General features: G+C 49.1%; 14 protein-coding genes. 13 read left to right on the top strand and 1 reads right to left on the bottom strand.

Translation table 11 applies throughout. From position 1 onward, the window contains the following. Positions 1-45 precede the first annotated feature (45 nt). The 8 genes from rnr (at position 46) to HPY30_01950 (ending at position 9,146) form a co-directional block, all read left to right on the top strand. Positions 46-2,373, top strand: a complete 2,328-nt coding sequence (gene rnr, locus HPY30_01985) for a ribonuclease R (protein ID QYZ64870.1) — start codon at positions 46-48, stop codon at positions 2,371-2,373. 2 nt (positions 2,374-2,375) lie between these two features. Beyond that, positions 2,376-3,119, top strand: a complete 744-nt coding sequence (rlmB, locus tag HPY30_01980; protein ID QYZ64869.1) for a 23S rRNA (guanosine(2251)-2'-O)-methyltransferase RlmB — start codon at positions 2,376-2,378, stop codon at positions 3,117-3,119. 146 nt (positions 3,120-3,265) lie between these two features. After that, on the top strand, positions 3,266-3,733 hold the full coding sequence (locus HPY30_01975; protein ID QYZ64868.1) for an Rrf2 family transcriptional regulator: 468 nt from the start codon (positions 3,266-3,268) through the stop codon (positions 3,731-3,733). Between the two features lie 198 nt (positions 3,734-3,931). Beyond that, positions 3,932-4,825 carry a 50S ribosomal protein L3 N(5)-glutamine methyltransferase gene (gene prmB / locus HPY30_01970; protein ID QYZ64867.1) on the top strand — a complete coding sequence of 298 codons (894 nt, stop codon included), beginning with the start codon at positions 3,932-3,934 and terminating at the stop codon, positions 4,823-4,825. A gap of 23 nt (positions 4,826-4,848) precedes the next feature. Beyond that, positions 4,849-5,172 (top strand): general secretion pathway protein GspF, encoded by a 324-nt coding sequence (locus HPY30_01965; protein QYZ64866.1) that lies wholly within the window; start codon positions 4,849-4,851, stop codon positions 5,170-5,172. A 30-nt stretch (positions 5,173-5,202) separates the two neighbouring features. After that, positions 5,203-6,588: an oxygen-independent coproporphyrinogen III oxidase gene (hemN, locus tag HPY30_01960; GenBank protein ID QYZ64865.1), complete on the top strand. Its 1,386-nt coding sequence runs from the start codon at positions 5,203-5,205 to the stop codon at positions 6,586-6,588. A 289-nt stretch (positions 6,589-6,877) separates the two neighbouring features. After that, the gene (locus HPY30_01955) at positions 6,878-8,293 is read left to right on the top strand and encodes a sugar transferase (GenBank protein ID QYZ64864.1); all 1,416 of its coding nucleotides are present in this window, start codon (positions 6,878-6,880) and stop codon (positions 8,291-8,293) included. A gap of 106 nt (positions 8,294-8,399) precedes the next feature. Beyond that, positions 8,400-9,146 carry a WecB/TagA/CpsF family glycosyltransferase gene (locus tag HPY30_01950; GenBank protein QYZ64863.1) on the top strand — a complete coding sequence of 249 codons (747 nt, stop codon included), beginning with the start codon at positions 8,400-8,402 and terminating at the stop codon, positions 9,144-9,146. Between the two features lie 93 nt (positions 9,147-9,239). Here the strand turns inward: HPY30_01950 and HPY30_01945 are convergent, their stop codons facing one another. Further along, positions 9,240-9,518, bottom strand: a complete 279-nt coding sequence (locus HPY30_01945) for a hypothetical protein (protein QYZ64862.1) — start codon at positions 9,516-9,518, stop codon at positions 9,240-9,242. 75 nt (positions 9,519-9,593) lie between these two features. Between HPY30_01945 and HPY30_01940 the strand changes: the two genes are divergently transcribed. The 5 genes from HPY30_01940 to HPY30_01920 all read left to right on the top strand — a co-directional run bounded on the left by HPY30_01940 (position 9,594) and on the right by HPY30_01920 (position 16,875). Then, entirely contained in the window at positions 9,594-11,051 is a 1,458-nt protein-coding gene (locus HPY30_01940; protein QYZ64861.1) for an O-antigen ligase family protein, read from the top strand. Further along, positions 11,048-12,031, top strand: a complete 984-nt coding sequence (locus tag HPY30_01935; protein ID QYZ64860.1) for a hypothetical protein — start codon at positions 11,048-11,050, stop codon at positions 12,029-12,031. Before HPY30_01940 ends, HPY30_01935 begins: the two co-directional genes overlap by 4 nt. Beyond that, positions 11,997-13,322 carry a glycosyltransferase family 4 protein gene (locus tag HPY30_01930; protein ID QYZ64859.1) on the top strand — a complete coding sequence of 442 codons (1,326 nt, stop codon included), beginning with the start codon at positions 11,997-11,999 and terminating at the stop codon, positions 13,320-13,322. Before HPY30_01935 ends, HPY30_01930 begins: the two co-directional genes overlap by 35 nt. A 119-nt stretch (positions 13,323-13,441) precedes the next feature. Beyond that, positions 13,442-14,554 carry a hypothetical protein gene (locus HPY30_01925; protein QYZ64858.1) on the top strand — a complete coding sequence of 371 codons (1,113 nt, stop codon included), beginning with the start codon at positions 13,442-13,444 and terminating at the stop codon, positions 14,552-14,554. A gap of 473 nt (positions 14,555-15,027) precedes the next feature. Beyond that, positions 15,028-16,875, top strand: a complete 1,848-nt coding sequence (locus tag HPY30_01920; protein ID QYZ64857.1) for a carbamoyltransferase — start codon at positions 15,028-15,030, stop codon at positions 16,873-16,875. The last annotated feature ends 9 nt before the right edge of the window (positions 16,876-16,884 follow it).

Here is a 16,884-nt window from a genome sequence, read left to right as displayed (position 1 = left end):
TATGCTGTTAAAATGCCTTTTTTTAGTCAGTAAAGAAACGAGATAGTGGCCAGACGCAAACCTAATAAGTCCGCCGGTAAGATGGATCCCCATCAAGCTAGGGAAGCCAGCAAGTACGATAATCCTATTCCCAGCCGTGAGTTCATCATGGAGACCATGGAGGAACATGGCGTCCCCATGAATCTTCCCGATGTCGCCAAGAAGCTTGATCTGCAGGGTGAGGATCAGCTGGAGGCGTTACGCCGCCGCCTGCGTGCCATGGAACGGGATGGTCAGCTGGTGCGAAACCGCAAGGAAAACTACTGCATCGTCAACAACCGCGACCTTATCGCAGGCCGGGTGATCGGACATGCAGATGGATTCGGTTTCTTCAAGCCGGATGATGGTGGCGAGGATCTCTATATCTCGTTCAGAGAGATGCGTTCCCTGTTCCACGATGACCGCGCCGTAGTGCGGGTGACAGGTCTGGATCGGCGAGGACGTTTGGAAGCTTCCGTGGTGGAGGTGCTGGAACGCAATACCCACAGCGTAGTGGGGCGTCTCTACCAGGAGACCGGGGTGGGTTTTGTGGTGCCGGACAATAAACGTCTGAGCAAGGATGTGATCATTCCCCGCACCGAACTCAGTGGTGCTGCCCAGGGTCAGATGGTGGTGGCTGAGATCCTCGATCAACCCACCAAGCGCACTCAGCCCATTGGCCGCATCTCCGAGATTCTTGGCGACCACATGGCGCCGGGCATGGAGACGGATATTGCCATCCGTGCCCACGAGATACCCGTCGCCTGGCCGGATGACGTGGAGGCGCAGATCGCCGGACTCTCCGGCGAGGTGCTGGAGGCGGAAAAGAAAGGCCGCACCGACCTGCGCAAATTGCCGTTGGTCACCATCGATGGTGCTGACGCCCGCGACTTTGACGATGCGGTCTATTGCGAACGTAAGCCGAAAGGGTGGAAACTGCTGGTCTCTATCGCCGACGTCTCTCACTATGTGAGTCCGGGCAGTGCTCTGGATGTCGAGGGTCGTGAGCGCGGCAACTCCGCCTACTTCCCTGATCGGGTGATTCCGATGCTGCCGGAGGTGCTCTCCAACGGCCTCTGCTCTCTTAATCCCAAAGTTGATCGGCTCTGCATGACCTGCGAGCTCTATGTTGACGATAGTGGAAAGATTACCCGTTCCAAGTTCTATCCGGCTGTGATGCACTCCCATGCGCGTCTTACCTATGACCAGGTGGCCGCAATGCTCGACGGGGATGAGGCGCTTTGCGGACAATACGCTGACCTGCTGCCCCATATCCACGAATTGCACCAACTATTCAAAGCTTTGAATGCAGGACGGCGGGAGCGGGGTGCGATCGATTTCGATACCACCGAGACCAAGATTGAGTTTAATGAGAAGAGCCGGGTTGAGTGCATTGTGCCGGTCTACCGAAATGATGCCCACCGCATGATCGAAGAGTGCATGCTGGCGGCAAATGTGGCGTCAGCCCGTTTGTTGTTGCGCAAGAAGTTGCAGGCGCTCTACCGTATCCACGAGGTGCCTGCGGAAGAGAAACTCACCGATCTGCGGGAGTTCCTGGGGGAACTGGGCCTGAGTCTGCCGGGCGGCAACAAGCCGACGGCGGCTGACTACGCCAAGCTGCTGGATGGCATCAAGGGACGTGAAGATGCTCACCTGATCCAGACCGTGCTGTTGCGCTCCATGCGGCAGGCGGTCTACAGCTCTGATAACGTGGGCCACTTCGGCCTTTCGTTTCCCGCTTATACGCACTTCACATCGCCGATCCGTCGCTATCCGGACCTGGTGATACACCGGGCACTCAAGCACTTGGGGGAGAAGGGCTCGGCGGATAACTTTCTCTACACCAAATCCGAATTGCAGAGTATAGCCGAGCACTGCTCCAGCACTGAGCGCCGTGCCGATGAAGCGACCCGTGATGCCACTGACTGGTTGAAGTGCGAATTCATGATGGACAAGGTGGGAGAGTCCTTCGACGGTATTATCACCAGCGTCAACTCTTTTGGTGTGTTCGTGGAGCTCAAGGATATCTATGTGGATGGCCTTGTTCACATCACTGCTCTGGATAATGATTACTACCATTATGACCCGGTAGGGCATCGACTTTCCGGCGAACGAACGGGCAAGGTGATTCGTCTGGGTGATCCCTTGCGCATCCAGGTGGCGAAGGTCAATCTGGATGATCGTAAGATCGACTTCGTCTTGGCGCCGGAAGAAGAAGCACCGCAAAAGTCAGCGAAAAAATCTCGCCGCAAGAGCAATAAGTCTCAGAATAAGCCGACCCAGCCAGTTGAAGAGAAAACTGAGAAGAGCACGAAGAAACGTCGGCGTAGACCCCGTAAAAGGGCTAATAGCTGACTGTGTCTCAATCCCAGCTGATCATCGGCCTGCACGCAGTGCGAACCGCGCTCAAGCATGGCGATGCGGTTACCGGGGTTCGGGTCGAGGCGCGTCGCAGAGACGGCAGAATAAAAGAGATCCTGGGCCTTGCACGGCAGGGCGGGGTTGGTGTCGTACAGGTTGAACGCGCCGAACTCGATGCGCTCTCCCGTGGTGAAAACCACCAGGGTGTGGTTGCCTTTACCCAAGCACCGGCGGTGCGGGATGAAGGTTATCTCAAACGTCTGCTGGAGGATCTTGATAGTGCCCCTTTTCTGCTGGTGCTTGATGGTGTCCAGGATCCGCATAACCTTGGTGCATGCCTGCGCACCGCTGATGCTGCCGGGATAGATGCCGTGATAACCCCCAGAGATCGTTCTGTCGGCTTGACGCCGGTGGCCTGCAAGGTAGCCAGCGGCGCGGCTGAAACGGTTCCCTTTGTCCAGGTCACTAATCTTGTGCGCACCTTAAAGTGGCTGCAGGAGCAGGGGGTCTGGCTTGTCGGTACTGCGGGTGAGGCGGAAGCCGGACTCTACCAGGCGGATCTCAAAGGGCCTTTGGCTATTGTTATGGGTGGCGAAGGCAAGGGTATGCGTCGACTGACCCGCGAGCAGTGTGATGCCCTGGTTCATTTGCCCATGTTGGGGGCTGTAGAGAGCCTCAATGTCTCGGTTGCCACCGGGGTTTGTCTCTTCGAAGCCCTCCGGCAGCGTATTTCTGAATAGCTTTTTTCCCTGTTTTTAATCGATTTGGGATTTATCTCTCTAAAAAGTGTGGTTTAAAAGTTGACTAAATTACTTGGTTACTGCTAATCTTATTACCAAGTAAATTAGTAGGAAATGTGTTTGCGCATTTTAGGAGCGAGATAAAGATGAGATTGTCAACAAAAGGTCGATATGCAGTTACCGCCATGTTGGATCTGGCACTGAATGGTGCAGATGGTCCGGTGACTCTGGCTGAAATTTCTGAAAATCAGGGTATTTCACTATCCTATCTGGAGCAGTTGTTTGCCTCTTTGCGTGCAAAAGAGCTCGTACGAGGTGTTCGCGGTCCTGGTGGCGGGTACTATCTCGGCCGCAATGCCGATGATATATCAATTGCAAATATCATTTGCGCTGTTGATGAGTGGGTGGAATTTACCCGCTGCGGCGGTCGTAAGAACTGCAGTGGAGGTGAGCGCTGTCTGACCCACTCCCTATGGGATGACTTGAGTAGCGAAATCTTCGATTTTCTGACCAAAATCTCCCTCGGCGATCTGATCCGGCGTGGGGAACATAAGAAAGCCGACAAAGCGGCACACTTGAGCGTCGTCAACGATGAGGGTTCCCGCGCGGCCTGATCTATTCCTGAGTACTCATAGCCCTGACAGATTGTCAGGGATAGTGGCTAGCGGGCTGTTGAAACCTCCGGTTTCGGCAGCCCGTTTCTGTTTGTGGAAAATAATTCAAAATTCAGATTGCCCAAAAATCTAAATCTTGGTGAGAAATCCGGGTTAATGGGCTATGATTCACGCATTTTTCCAGGCACTGCCACTCGAATGCAATCTTTGCAGACCATAGCCGACTTCATCCGTTGGGGCGCAAGTCGTTTCAATGAAGCGGATCTGTTTTTCGGGCATGGTACGGACAATGCGATTGATGAAGCTGCAGTGCTTGTGTTGCATGCGCTTCATCTGCCTCCCGATTTTCCCGGCAGCTGGTTTCAGAGTCGCCTCACCCAGGCGGAACAGACAGATGTCACCCTGCTGCTGCTGCGTCGCATAGATGAGCGTCTCCCAGCTGCCTATCTGACCGGTGAAGCCTGGTTTGCCGGGCTGCGGTTCATCGTCAACGAGCATGTACTGGTGCCCCGTTCTCCGGTTGCTGAATTGGTGGAGCATGAATTTGAACCCTGGATCGAGGCGGGTCGCATCTCCCGGGTACTCGATCTCTGCTGTGGTAGCGGCTGTATCGGCATTGCTGCAGCGGTCTATCTGCCGGATGCAATGGTGGATCTGGCGGATATTTCCGACCAGGCACTACAGGTGGTGGCGGACAATGTCGCGGAACATGACTTGGGTGATCGGGTCGAAGTCGTACAGTCTGACCTTTTTTCCGCCCTGGACGGCCGTCAGTACGACGTGATCGTATGCAATCCGCCTTATGTGAGTGAGTCAGAGATGAATCAGTTGCCGGAGGAGTATCACCGGGAACCCCGACTCGGATTGACGGCTGACGAGGAAGGGCTGGCGCTGGTCGCCCGGATTCTGCGGGAGGCCTCCAGTCATCTGACGTCCTGGGGTATCATAGTGATTGAAGTGGGAAGCAGCGCGGAGACGCTGATGGCACGCTATCCTGAGATTCCGTTTACCTGGCTCGAATTCGAGCGTGGTGGAGACGGTGTTTTTCTGTTTACAGCCGAAGAATTGGTCAGATATCGCGAGACGTTTTGACGGCTTGCGAGGGAGTATAATCGATGAGTTTGCAGCGCGCCCGAAGTGCTGAAGAGTATGTGGAGTGGATCAGGCAAGCCGTGTTTGAGGTGCAGGATCTTCGCAGCTGTATGGAGTACGAGCTGGAGGAGATGGAACGCTTCCCCGCCTTTCTGGCTCACTTGGAGGAGGGGATCACGACGATCCAGCAGAGCATGGTCGATGGCGAATACCATTTTGGACGGGAAGATCTGCCTTTCATGGATATGGTAAACCGGCACGCTGACGACATTCCCTTCGCCGTGCTGTTGCGGCAGATAAATGAAACGCATCGCAAGGGGATCGATGTGAATGCATCCAACGACTGAAAAGCCTCAGGCTGAAAACGAGAAACAACTATGGATCAATCAATTGTCTTCGATCTTGACCTGATCGCAAAATATGATCAGAGCGGGCCGCGTTACACCTCCTATCCTACAGCCGTACAGTTTCACGAGGGTTTTGGAGAAGCCGACTACCGGCGGGTTGCCCAGGAGAGCAATGCTTCCGGTGATCCGCTATCGCTCTATTTCCACATTCCGTTTTGCGACACGGTATGTTTCTATTGCGCCTGCAACAAGGTGGCGACTAAGGATCGAAGCCTTGCAGACAAGTACCTGCAGCGGGTTTACAAAGAAATGGAGATGCAGGGGGCACTTTTTGACCGCTCCCGCAAGGTTGAGCAGCTGCATTGGGGTGGCGGAACCCCCACCTTTATCAGTCATGATGAGATGCGTGAGCTGGTACGGCAGACGCGCAAACACTTTACGCTGCTCGATGATGACAGTGGTGAGTACTCCATAGAAATAGATCCCCGGGAGGCCTTGGGCGATACCATCAAGGTGTTGCGTGAGCTGGGTTTTAACCGTATGAGCCTGGGAGTGCAGGATTTCGAGGAGAGTGTGCAAAAGGCGGTCAACCGTATCCAGTCTAAAGAGGATACGCTGAGTGTCCTGCAGTCGGCCAGGGATGAGGGTTTTCGGTCGATCAGCATTGATTTGATCTATGGCCTGCCGTTTCAGAGCCTCGGCAGTTTTGAAGGGACTTTGGATCAGATTCTGGAAGTCGACCCTGACCGGCTCTCCGTTTTCAACTATGCGCACCTGCCGGAACGCTTCAAGCCCCAGCGGCGCATCAATGAGGCTGAGCTTCCAAGCCCACAGGAGAAGCTCGATATCCTCCAGATGACCATCGAAAAGCTCACTGGGGCAGGTTATGTCTATGTCGGCATGGATCATTTCGCCAAGCCTGATGATGAGTTGGTCATTGCCCAACGGAACGGTACGCTCTATCGAAACTTTCAGGGCTACTCCACCCATGCGGATTGTGATCTGGTGGCGTTAGGCGCAACATCCATCGGCATGGTCGGGCCGACCTATGCACAAAATAAACGCACACTGGATGAATATTATGATCGCATCGACCAGGGAAAACTCGCGGTTTTTCGCGGGGTGGAGCTGAATCGGGACGATCAGATTCGCCGGGATGTCATTACTCGCCTGATCTGCCATTTCACCCTCAATTTCGCTGCCGTCAACGCCCAATGGGAAATCGATTTCCAGAGTTATTTTGCCACAGAGCTCGAAAACCTGAGTGGGATGGCAGAAGACGGGCTGGTGGATCTCACAGAGAGAGGCATCGATGTCCTGCCGAGAGGAAGACTCTTGATAAGAAATATCTGTATGCAGTTTGACGCCTACCTGAATTCCAAGGAGTCAAAAGGCAGTTTTTCTAAAGTAATTTGATTTCAGGTCGCTGAAGGAGTGCGGGTCTTTGAAGTTGGGATGCTCTGTAACACTATTTTACCAATAGTCACTCCGAGTGACTGAATGGGAGATCGTCTTCTCAATATTGCCGCTGGTTAAGGAATACAATTCGCCACTATTGCTTACCCCGATGAAGTTGATGTTCTGCGGGTGTACATGGGATTATTAACAGCTTGATCATTGCCCGCGCGCGCAGGGTGAGGTTGTCGATTCAATATCGATCAATTGATTGGCTGGCATGGAATAAGGTGCTGAAAAGAGACTTTAAATGTTTGACGAAAAATCAAGGGAAATAAGTAGGTTATTGTACCTTCTTGATATTCTGCTAACGCTATTGGTGTTTCTGCTGGCATATCGTCTGCGTCAGATATTCATTCCTGGCGCCAGTGCCGATCTGATATCCCATTTTGCCTTGGTGCCACTCGTTTGGGTGCCCTTGGGGTATTTCCTCTCTCGTTTTGGCGCCTACAGGGGACTACGGATTGTCTCCATTCCATCTTATGCCTGGATGGTGGTTAAGGCTTTGGGGATCAGTCTTGCAATACTTATCGGATTGCTTTTTTTGCTCAAGGTGCAGTTTGTCAGCCGTCCCCTGGTGGCAATATTTGCCATGTTCGATATTGTTGTTCTTGTCGGCGTTCGTGCGGGTCTCAAATGGTGGTATTTCAGACGCTCGATTCAAAAGGGCGAAAATTTTCTGAAGGTACTGATTATCGGTGTGGGTGAGAGGGCCCAGCGTCTGACGGAAATGTTGAATCGCCATAGCGAGTGGGGCATTGATATTGTGGGTTACCTCGATACCGATCCAAAGCATGTCGGTGATGAAGTGATGGGTGCAAAAGTGCTCGCCACCGCAGATAAAATACAGGAGATCCTGACCAGCCAGGTAATCGATGAGGTGATTTTGGCAGTGCCTCGCAGCCGCTTGAGTCACATGGAGGAGATTGTCAGTGCCTGCGAAGAGCAGGGTGTTCGTTTCCGATTTATGGCAGATGTCTTTGAGCTGGAAGTTGCCCGCACGCAGCTGGTGGACCTCGATGGCATCCCGCTGTTGACATTTGACCCTGTCGCGCAGAATGAAGGCATGCTACTCGCTAAACGCCTGATGGATCTGATAATTGTGCTGACTGCCATGCCTGTCATTCTGCCTGTAATGGGATTAATTGCGCTTGCCATCAAACTAGATGATGGTGGCCCGGTTTTTTTCGTCCAACATCGGGTGGGCTTGCGTAAGCGCCTGTTCCCCATGCTCAAATTCCGCTCGATGGTAGTGGATGCTGAGGCCAAGATGAAAGAGATAGAACATCTGAACGAGGCGGAGGGACCGATTTTTAAAATAGAAAGGGATCCTAGGGTAACTCGTGTGGGTGAATTTATCCGCAAGACGAGTCTTGACGAATTCCCGCAATTGCTGAATGTAATACGCGGCCATATGAGCTTGGTAGGTCCCCGCCCAATGTCGCAGCGTGATGTTGAATTATTCGACACAGGTATCCAACGCAAGCGGTTCAGCGTGAAACCCGGATTGACCTGTATCTGGCAAATTTCAGGTCGGAGTAACCTGCCTTTCGAAAAATGGCTGGAACTGGATCTGAAATATATCGATGGATGGTCGCTCTGGCTTGACCTGAAAATTCTCTTATTAACCATACCGATTGTTCTCAAGGGAAGTGGTGCTGTCTAGGGCTGTCAATGCTGAGAAAATTCCTGCGTTGCTGCCTGTACCAGGCCTGACGTTGTATCTGCTTAATATCCGCCTCATTGTTTAATTATTACGAAATGGCCTGAAGATGACCTCACTTGCAAAGATAAACCTGTTTGGTATCCCTGTAGAATCCATGGGCATGGAAGAGGCGCTCGATACTGTCCACCATGCAATTATTCAACATGAACCATTGCAGATTGGTGTGGTGAATGCTGCTAAGGTCGTAAACATGCATCGTGACCCCGCGCTGCGTGAAGATGTGCTCTCATCCGACATCATTTTTGCTGACGGAGCAGCTGTGGTGTTGGCAAGCAAAATGTTGGGTCAGTCACTACCTGAGCGTGTCACCGGGATTGATCTGATGTTTGGCATGTTCGAAAGAGGTAAGGCACATGGTTATCGTGTCTACTGCCTCGGGGCTACCGAAGAGGTCTCCAAAAAGGTCGAGGAAAATATCGCACGTGACTATCCGGGTTTGATACTGGCCGGCAGACACCACGGCTATTATTCAGAGGAGGAGCAGCAGACAATTGCGGATGATATCAAGAATTCAAAGGCCGATATTCTTTTGGTAGCGATGACCTCACCTAAGAAAGAGCAGTTTTTAGCCAAGTGGATGGACTACATGGGTGTCTCAGTCTGTCATGGAGTCGGTGGTTCATTCGATGTCTATTCGGGTAAGGTTGAGCGCGCCCCCGAACGTTGGCAGAAACTGGGTCTTGAGTGGCTGTATCGGGTTAAGCAAGAGCCAAGGCGCCTTTGGAAGCGTTATTTATTTACAAACATTGCCTTCATTCGCTTGCTGATAAAAGAAAAAATTAGCCGTGATTAATGATGCAAGTCTGGTATGAATAAAAAAGTATATTTAAAGTCTAGATTATAGAGTATTTCTGACAAACTTTAGGATGATGGGATAGAGATTCTTCTATCTGAAATTCAAACAAAACTCATACTCTATCGAGTATAGATAGAACAAATGCTTATTCATACCACGAAAATTAGTGGGCTTGGCTTTGACGAAACTCCAAAAGCTTTTAATCCTGTTGATATGAGTTTTCCCGCGAGCATCGTCTTCTCGCCTGTGCTTGACCTGAAGATGATTGACAGAGCCAGTATAAAGCAAGCTATTGTAGACGTGCCGGGCATTGGAATAGATGACACTATCAATTTTGACACATACCCATGATTCATGTGCGGATTGCATGCCTGTTTTTTCTCGTTACGAGGGTTGGTTAGCTCCATTTGACTAATGCTTAATTAGTCTTGGCCCAGATTATATATGATCAGATTAACTTTACTCTATCTGCTAATAACATTCTTGTGCCTCTATGCATTTAAAGATTGGTACAAGTCGTTATGTGGCTTGATCGCGCTTATGGCTGTTATGCAGCATCCCGATATGCCGAAAAGCCTTTTTGATATCCAGGGGCTTAACGTCTGGAATGTAACCGTATTGTTTGTATTGTTGGGTTGGGTGTCGAGTCGCAGGCGCGAGAATTTATTGTGGGATATGCCGGGCAAGATCACTGCCTTCCTTGTATTGTATATAGCCGTTATGTTAATTGGTTTTTTTCGACTCTATTTTGATAGCGAAGGAATACTGCAATACGCCATTGCTATCGGTGGAGAAATTCCTACCGAGATGCAGTTGATCTCTGAATACCTGATAAATACACTGAAATGGCTAGTCCCGGCGATTTTACTTTATGACGGATGTAATAGTAAAAGCAGGGCCCTTTGGGCGTTAACCGCGATTCTGCTCGTGTACTTTGTGTTGGCTTTGCAAGTAATACAGCATATGCCACTCTCGCAAATCGCAGATGCCGAGGCCTTAGAGCACCGAAGCCAGAAAGTGCTTTCTAAAGATGTAGGTTTTCATCGGGTTAACCTTTCTATGATGCTTGCTGGTGCATCCTGGGCGATTTTTTCCATGCGCATAGTCATGGCTTCAAAGTCAAGATCTCTATTGGTTTGGGGTTTAAGTCTTATCGTATTCATTGCTGATGCACTTACGGGTGGAAGAACAGGATATGCGACTTGGGGTCTGATTGGACTTATTCTTAGTATCCTGAAATGGCGGAAACTTTTATTGGTTGGTCCGCTTGTCTTGGTACTGATCATTGCTCTTATACCCCAGGCTAGAGACAGAATGTTGCAGGGATTTACTGCCGAGACTCATGATACGAATGTGATTTTGGAAGAGGAGGGGTTGGCTGGATATGATGCGTCTGGTGGAATCAGTTGGTATACGGTTACATCGGGGCGAAGTGTTGCCTGGCCCTTTGTTATCGATGAAATCATAAATGCGCCATGGATCGGTTATGGGAGAGAAGCGATGCAAAATATCGGCATCTCCGAACACTTGATGGTTAACTTCCAGGAAAGTTTTCCCCACCCGCATAACGCATACTTTCAATGGGCTTTGGACAACGGTATTATTTCATTGTTGGTTATGGCGGCATTCTTTGTGGCGATTTTGAAAATTTCGATAAGTTTATTTCGTGAAACAAGAAGTAACTTTATTGTAGCTGTAGGTGGTGTTTCGCTTTCCTTGTTACTTGCACTACTGATAGCATCGTTGGGAAGCCAAACATTTTATCCAAGAGAAGGATCTGTCGGGATGTGGTGCGCCATCTTTCTAGCGCTCAGAGTATATGTTCAGCGCAAGAAAATGGATAAAAAATACCCCGATATAAAGTTAGAGAGCGAAGTTGATAGCAGGCTATGGTTGAAATGAGCAGAAAAATAACACTTGTATATCTAATGGCCGCCAGCCATTCGGGATCCACGCTTACAGCGATGCTGCTTAACTCGCATTCCGATGTCTATACTGCTGGTGAGTTAAAAGTTACTTCATTGGGGAATGTGGATAAGTACCGATGCTCATGCCGGACTTTACTGAAAGAGTGCGTTTTTTGGGAAAAAGTAAATCACAGCATGAAGACTAAGGGCTATGATTTCAAAATAGCTGAAGCGGGTACGGACTTTAAGGAGATAGGTGGATATTTTGTCAGGAAATTACTTGGGCCACTCTATCGAGGGATATGGCTCGAATGGGTGAGAGATGCTGCTTTATGGCTCAGTCCCTCTTGGAGACGAGTGTATCCAAAAAAATTAAAGATAAATGAAGATCTTATTCATTCAGTTTCAGAAGTCGCCGGAACTGACAAGATTGTAGATTCCTCTAAGATTGGTTTGAGGTACAAGTTTATTAAGCGGATCAAATCAATTGAAATAAAGGTTATCAGGATTGTGCGAGATGGCAGAGCTGTGGCGTTAACGTATATTGACCCGGAAAATTTTGCTGATGCGGAAAATGCAGAAATGCGTTGTGGGGGCATGGGAGGAAACAGAGATCATGAGAAGAAACAGATGCATGAGGCAGCAAGGGAATGGTTGAGAAGCAATGAGGAAGCTGAGGCAGTCATTAGAACTTTGAACGATGATCAATGGATACAGATAAGATATGAAGATTTGTGCACTAATCCAGATGAAATTTTGAATAAGATTTTTCGTTTTATTGGAGTGGATCCATCAAAAAGAATTGAGAATTTTCGCAATGTTGAGCACCATGTGATTGGGAATGGGATGAGGCTGGATAAGACGAATGAAGTTGTTTTGGACGAACGATGGAAAACAAGCTTGAGCGAGAAGGATTTAAAATTATTTTCTGAAATAGCCGGTGAAAAAAACCGAGAACTGGGATACTTGGATTGACAGGCTTACCTGGAATTTTACGTCTTGCAGAGATTGTTTGATTTTATTTTTTGTGACCACAATAAATATACCAGTAGGAATAATGAAAACGTTTGGATTGACTGTATATCGTTTTTTTCTCAGACTAACTATGTTGGTTTATATGATGTTGATGTATGCCGCCGAAAAGTTGGGTAAAAAAACGAGATATCCATTGAATGGGAAAAATGTAATTCTCATTACTGGTACATTTTATTCTGATCACTGGCTTTCGACGCATCTTGTACCAATGGCGTTAGCAAAAAACTGCCAAAAAGTAATAATGGTTGCCACATCCGAAGTTCCTCAAATGGAAAATGTGGAGGCTATCTACCCCCCCCCATTGCTGAAAAAAACAATTGGAACCGTGCCTTCACGTTTGTTGATGTTTGCTTGGGTGGCCATCAAAACCCGACCTGAGGTTGTGGCAGGATTTCATATCCTGATCAATGGATTGGTTGTGGCGTTACTAGGCAAGATAATCGGTGCAAGGTCAATATATATTTGTGGCGGTGGGCCTCGGGAAGTGCTGGGTGGCGGCTATAAGACCGAAAATAGGATTTTCAACAGAATTCACCACCCTGATGAGCGTATTGAGAGATACTTGTTGAAGGCTGTGGATAAATTTTATCTTGTGATAACTATGGGAAAAACTGCTGTTCATTACTTCCAGGAAAATGGTGTCAAGACTAGATTCGAAATAGTCCCCGGTGGCTTTGACGGCGCTGTTTTTGCTCCATCATCATCTGTGCCTGAATATGATTTAGTGCTTATAGGACGACTCTCTGAGGTTAAACGAGTTGATTTACTACTGGAAGCTGTAAAAGAACTTAAATCCACCTATCCATATATTTCCGCTGTCATAGTGGGAGATGGGCCAATTAGAAGTGCACTTGAAACATTGGCAGATGAGTTGGGCGTAAAAGAAAATGTTCATTTTGCAGGTTGGCAGAGCCACGTCGATCAATGGCTAAAAAAATCTAAAGTATTCACTCTTACTTCGGATTCAGAGGGGCTTTCTCAGGCTATGATTCAGGCAATGTTGTGCGGTTTACCTGTGGTTGTTTCTGATGTCGGGGATTTGGGAGACATGGTTGTTGATGGCGAGAATGGTTTTTTAGTACAAGAGCGCACGGCAAAAGCTTTTGCTGAAAAAATATCGCACTTGTTGGGTGATGAGTCATATTACGCACAAGCTTCTGAATCTGCAAGACGTGTCTCTGAAAAGCTCGAAGTTGCAAATGTAAGTAAGGTGTGGGAACAGATACTATGAGTGCATTGATTGGCCGACCTGATGCTCGAACTTGTTAACACTGTTCGACTAGCGCTGGGCATCCAGATAGCGTTAACAGCCCCTTTGGGAAATAGTCAGTCAGAATTAGTGGAGATGATATGAACAGTGTTAACAAGAATAACGTGAAAGGACGATTGCGTGACAATATTCTGCTTTTTATTGTATCAGTAACAGTCGTATTGCTTATTAGCGAATTTGGGGTCAGATTATTATTCGGTGATAAAATCGTATTGTTTAATAGATATCATACCGAGGCAAAATATGGTGAGTATACGATTCGTAAGCTGAGACCAAATACCGAGTTTTGGCATACTAGTGTTGACGGGAGTTGGCGATTTAACATTAATAATAATGGTTTTAGAAATGATAGCGACTTTGATTATAAGAAGGATGATGGAAAGGTTCGTGTAATAACACTTGGAGACTCCCATACTCAAGGATTCGAGGTTCGCCAAGACAAAACATACGCTAAAGTTATTGAGGATTACCTGGAAACTGTTTCGATAGACGCCGAAGTTATAAATGCCGGGGTTTCAGGATTTAGTACCGCAGAGGCGCTTGTGTTCCTTGAAAACGAAGGGATCAAGTATAAGCCTGATTATGTGGTTTTAGGATTCTATGCCAACGATTTTGAAGACAACATAAAATCAGGCCTTTTCAAGATAAAGAATGATGAATTGGTAGAGGCAAAAAAAGAACACATACCGGGTGTGAAAATTTTAAATGTAATTAATGAAATAGCGCCATTGAGATGGCTTTCTGAAAATTCATATTTATATGCATTTGCAATGAATAGTGCTTGGGAAATAGGAAAGCGTCTTTTGTATAGTAAAGCAACATCGGAACTAAAGACCGAGTATGCCGTTCCTGTCCAAGGTGTGTTAGATAGCTATTCAACAGAATTATCATTAAAACTCATTGAACGTATGCACGACTTCACCTCTCAGAATGGAATTAAGTTTATTTTATTGGATATACCAAAACGTCCACAAGTCCATCAATTTTCCAGTTCGATTCCGAGGGAACTAAAAGGACAAATTACCAAGCTGTCCGATTTCTATATAGACAGTGAGGATGTATTGGGAGAATATCGAGGACTTGTTGATTTTCATGTCCTTCATGGCCATCTTCATATCTCGGAATTTAGTCATTTAATGCTTGGTATTGAAGCGGGAAGGTTTATTAAGACTGATGTAAGAAAATATAAGTAACTCTTGCGCCTCTTTGGGATCGTTTCCCACAATCTGCTACTAAGCGACAGTAGGAACGGCGCCTCTCGCGTGGGAGGGCAGGGTAACTGACGTTCCTACTGCGAGACGCCAAACTTCAAAGCCAAGGTGGCTGTGGCAGTCTTGAAGGGTGATAAACTCTGGTGAGTTGGCTGAACAGTATGAAGTGGTCTCATGGGTTTGTACGCCATTTCCCACTCGATCATGGGGAAGAGTCCTATTGATAAGTGCTATGCCCCGCAATTCTGGGCAAGTGGTGTTGACTGAAGTCGCTTGTAAGGGTACTCTCCCACTCCAAAATGGCGTAGGTAGAATCTTAATGCCTGTGATCGTCGGCTTACGGCCTGTGCATGATAGTAATATTATCGTAGGGTGGGCTGCCGTATCAGACATTTTATCCATGAAGCAAAAAAGCTTTACCTTTAATATATCTCTCAGGAAGGATTATTTCGAGGATGATGATACTTGGTATTTCTGCCTTTTATCACGACAGTGCAGCGGCCCTACTCCAAGACGGTAAAATCGTCGCAGCCGCCCAGGAAGAGCGTTTCTCGCGCAAGAAGCATGACGAGCGTTTCCCGCAGCATGCGGTTCGCTTCTGTCTTGACCATGCGGGCCTCTCCCTCGACGATGTCGATCACGTGGTCTTCTACGACAAACCTCTGATTAAGTTCGAGCGTCTGCTCGAGACCTATCTCGCATACGCCCCCAGCGGTTTTAGCTCTTTCGCCGCGGCTATGCCCGTCTGGCTGCGAGAAAAACTCTTTCTCAAGGATCTTCTCAAGAAGGAGCTAGCGAAGATTGGGGAGTGCAAGCCCACTGAGATCCCCAGTCTGCTGTTCACCCAGCACCACCAGTCCCACGCCGCTTCCGCTTTTTATCCCAGCCCTTTCGAAAAGGCCGCTGTCATGTGTCTGGATGGCGTCGGCGAATGGGCCACTTCAACGGTCTGGCTCGGTGACGGCAAGAAACTTACGCCTCAGTGGGAGATCGATTTCCCTCACTCTCTCGGTCTGCTCTACTCCGCCTTCACCTATTTCACCGGCTTCAGGGTTAACTCCGGCGAATATAAGCTGATGGGACTGGCCCCCTACGGTGAGCCCGTCTATGTCGACCTGATCCTCGACAACTTGCTCGATGTGAAGGAAGACGGCACCTTCCGCATGGACATGAAGTATTTCAACTATGCCAACGGCCTGACCATGACCAACGAAAACATGGACAAGCTGTTTGGCGGGCCTCCGCGCACCCCGGAGACCCCGGTGACCCAGCGCGAGATGGATATCGCCCGTTCCATCCAGGTGGTCACCGAGGAGATCGTGCTCAAACTCGCCAAGACAGCGCACAAAGAGTTGCAAACCGATTACCTCTGTCTGGCGGGCGGCGTGGCTCTCAACTGCGTCTCCAATGGCCGTCTGCTGCGAGAGGGTCCGTTCAAGGATATCTGGATCCAACCGGCAGCTGGCGATGCCGGCGGTGCCTTGGGTGCCGCCATGTCTGTCTGGCACGAGTATCTGGGCAACGAGCGCACGGTCGATAAGCATGACAGCATGCAGGGCTCCTATCTGGGTCCCCGTTACGCAGATGATGAGATTGCCGCCTATCTTGATTCAGTGGGCGCCAAGTATGAACGTCTGGATGACAGCGAGCTGATGCCAAAACTGGCCGGGATACTGGACAGCGAAAATGTGGTCGGCTGGATGCAGGGTCGCATGGAGTTCGGCCCCCGCGCCCTCGGCGGCCGCTCTATCATAGGAGACCCCCGCAGCAAGAAGATGCAGTCGGTGATGAATCTCAAGATTAAATATCGGGAGTCATTCCGACCTTTTGCTCCTTCGGTGGCCCACGACCGCGTCTCGGAGTTTTTTGAGTTCGACAGCGACAAACACGTCAGTCCCTATATGTTGATCGTGGCACCGGTGCACGAGGATAAGCGCATCCCGATGAGCGAGGAACAGCAGCAGCTGTTCGGTATTAAAAAACTCAACGTGCCGCGCTCTGAGATCCCCTCCATTACCCATGTGGATTATTCCGCACGCCTGCAGACCGTGCATCCGGAGACCAATCCGCGCTATTACGACCTGATCAAGAGCTTCGAGTCGAAGACCGATTGCCCGATAGTCATCAACACATCGTTCAATGTCCGTGGCGAACCCATCGTCTGCACACCGGAGGATGCATACCGCTGTTTTATGCGCACCGAAATGGACTATCTGGTGATTGAAAATCACTTGATGGCCAAGTCGGAACAGCCCAAGTGGGAAAAAGACGACTCCTGGAAAGACGAATTCGAACTGGATTGATCTGTAACA

Source organism: Gammaproteobacteria bacterium (ex Lamellibrachia satsuma), from assembly GCA_019623805.1.
Taxonomy (GTDB): Bacteria; Pseudomonadota; Gammaproteobacteria; order Chromatiales; family Chromatiaceae; genus QGON01.
The sequence above is the reverse complement of the archived record's forward strand: the minus strand, read 5'-3'. Positions and strand labels throughout refer to the sequence as shown.

Bases quoted from the DNA above. Each gene is read 5' to 3' on its own strand.
- HPY30_01975 (QYZ64868.1), top strand. From the start codon at position 3,266: ATGAGATTGTCAACAAAAGGTCGATATGCAGTTACCGCCATGTTGGAT.
- prmB (QYZ64867.1), top strand. From the start codon at position 3,932: ATGCAATCTTTGCAGACCATAGCCGACTTCATCCGTTGGGGCGCAAGT.
- HPY30_01965 (QYZ64866.1), top strand. From the start codon at position 4,849: ATGAGTTTGCAGCGCGCCCGAAGTGCTGAAGAGTATGTGGAGTGGATC.
- hemN (QYZ64865.1), top strand. From the start codon at position 5,203: ATGGATCAATCAATTGTCTTCGATCTTGACCTGATCGCAAAATATGAT.
- HPY30_01955 (QYZ64864.1), top strand. From the start codon at position 6,878: ATGTTTGACGAAAAATCAAGGGAAATAAGTAGGTTATTGTACCTTCTT.
- HPY30_01950 (QYZ64863.1), top strand. From the start codon at position 8,400: ATGACCTCACTTGCAAAGATAAACCTGTTTGGTATCCCTGTAGAATCC.
- HPY30_01945 (QYZ64862.1), bottom strand. From the start codon at position 9,518: ATGCAATCCGCACATGAATCATGGGTATGTGTCAAAATTGATAGTGTC.
- HPY30_01940 (QYZ64861.1), top strand. From the start codon at position 9,594: ATGATCAGATTAACTTTACTCTATCTGCTAATAACATTCTTGTGCCTC.
- HPY30_01935 (QYZ64860.1), top strand. From the start codon at position 11,048: ATGAGCAGAAAAATAACACTTGTATATCTAATGGCCGCCAGCCATTCG.
- HPY30_01925 (QYZ64858.1), top strand. From the start codon at position 13,442: ATGAACAGTGTTAACAAGAATAACGTGAAAGGACGATTGCGTGACAAT.
- HPY30_01920 (QYZ64857.1), top strand. From the start codon at position 15,028: ATGATGATACTTGGTATTTCTGCCTTTTATCACGACAGTGCAGCGGCC.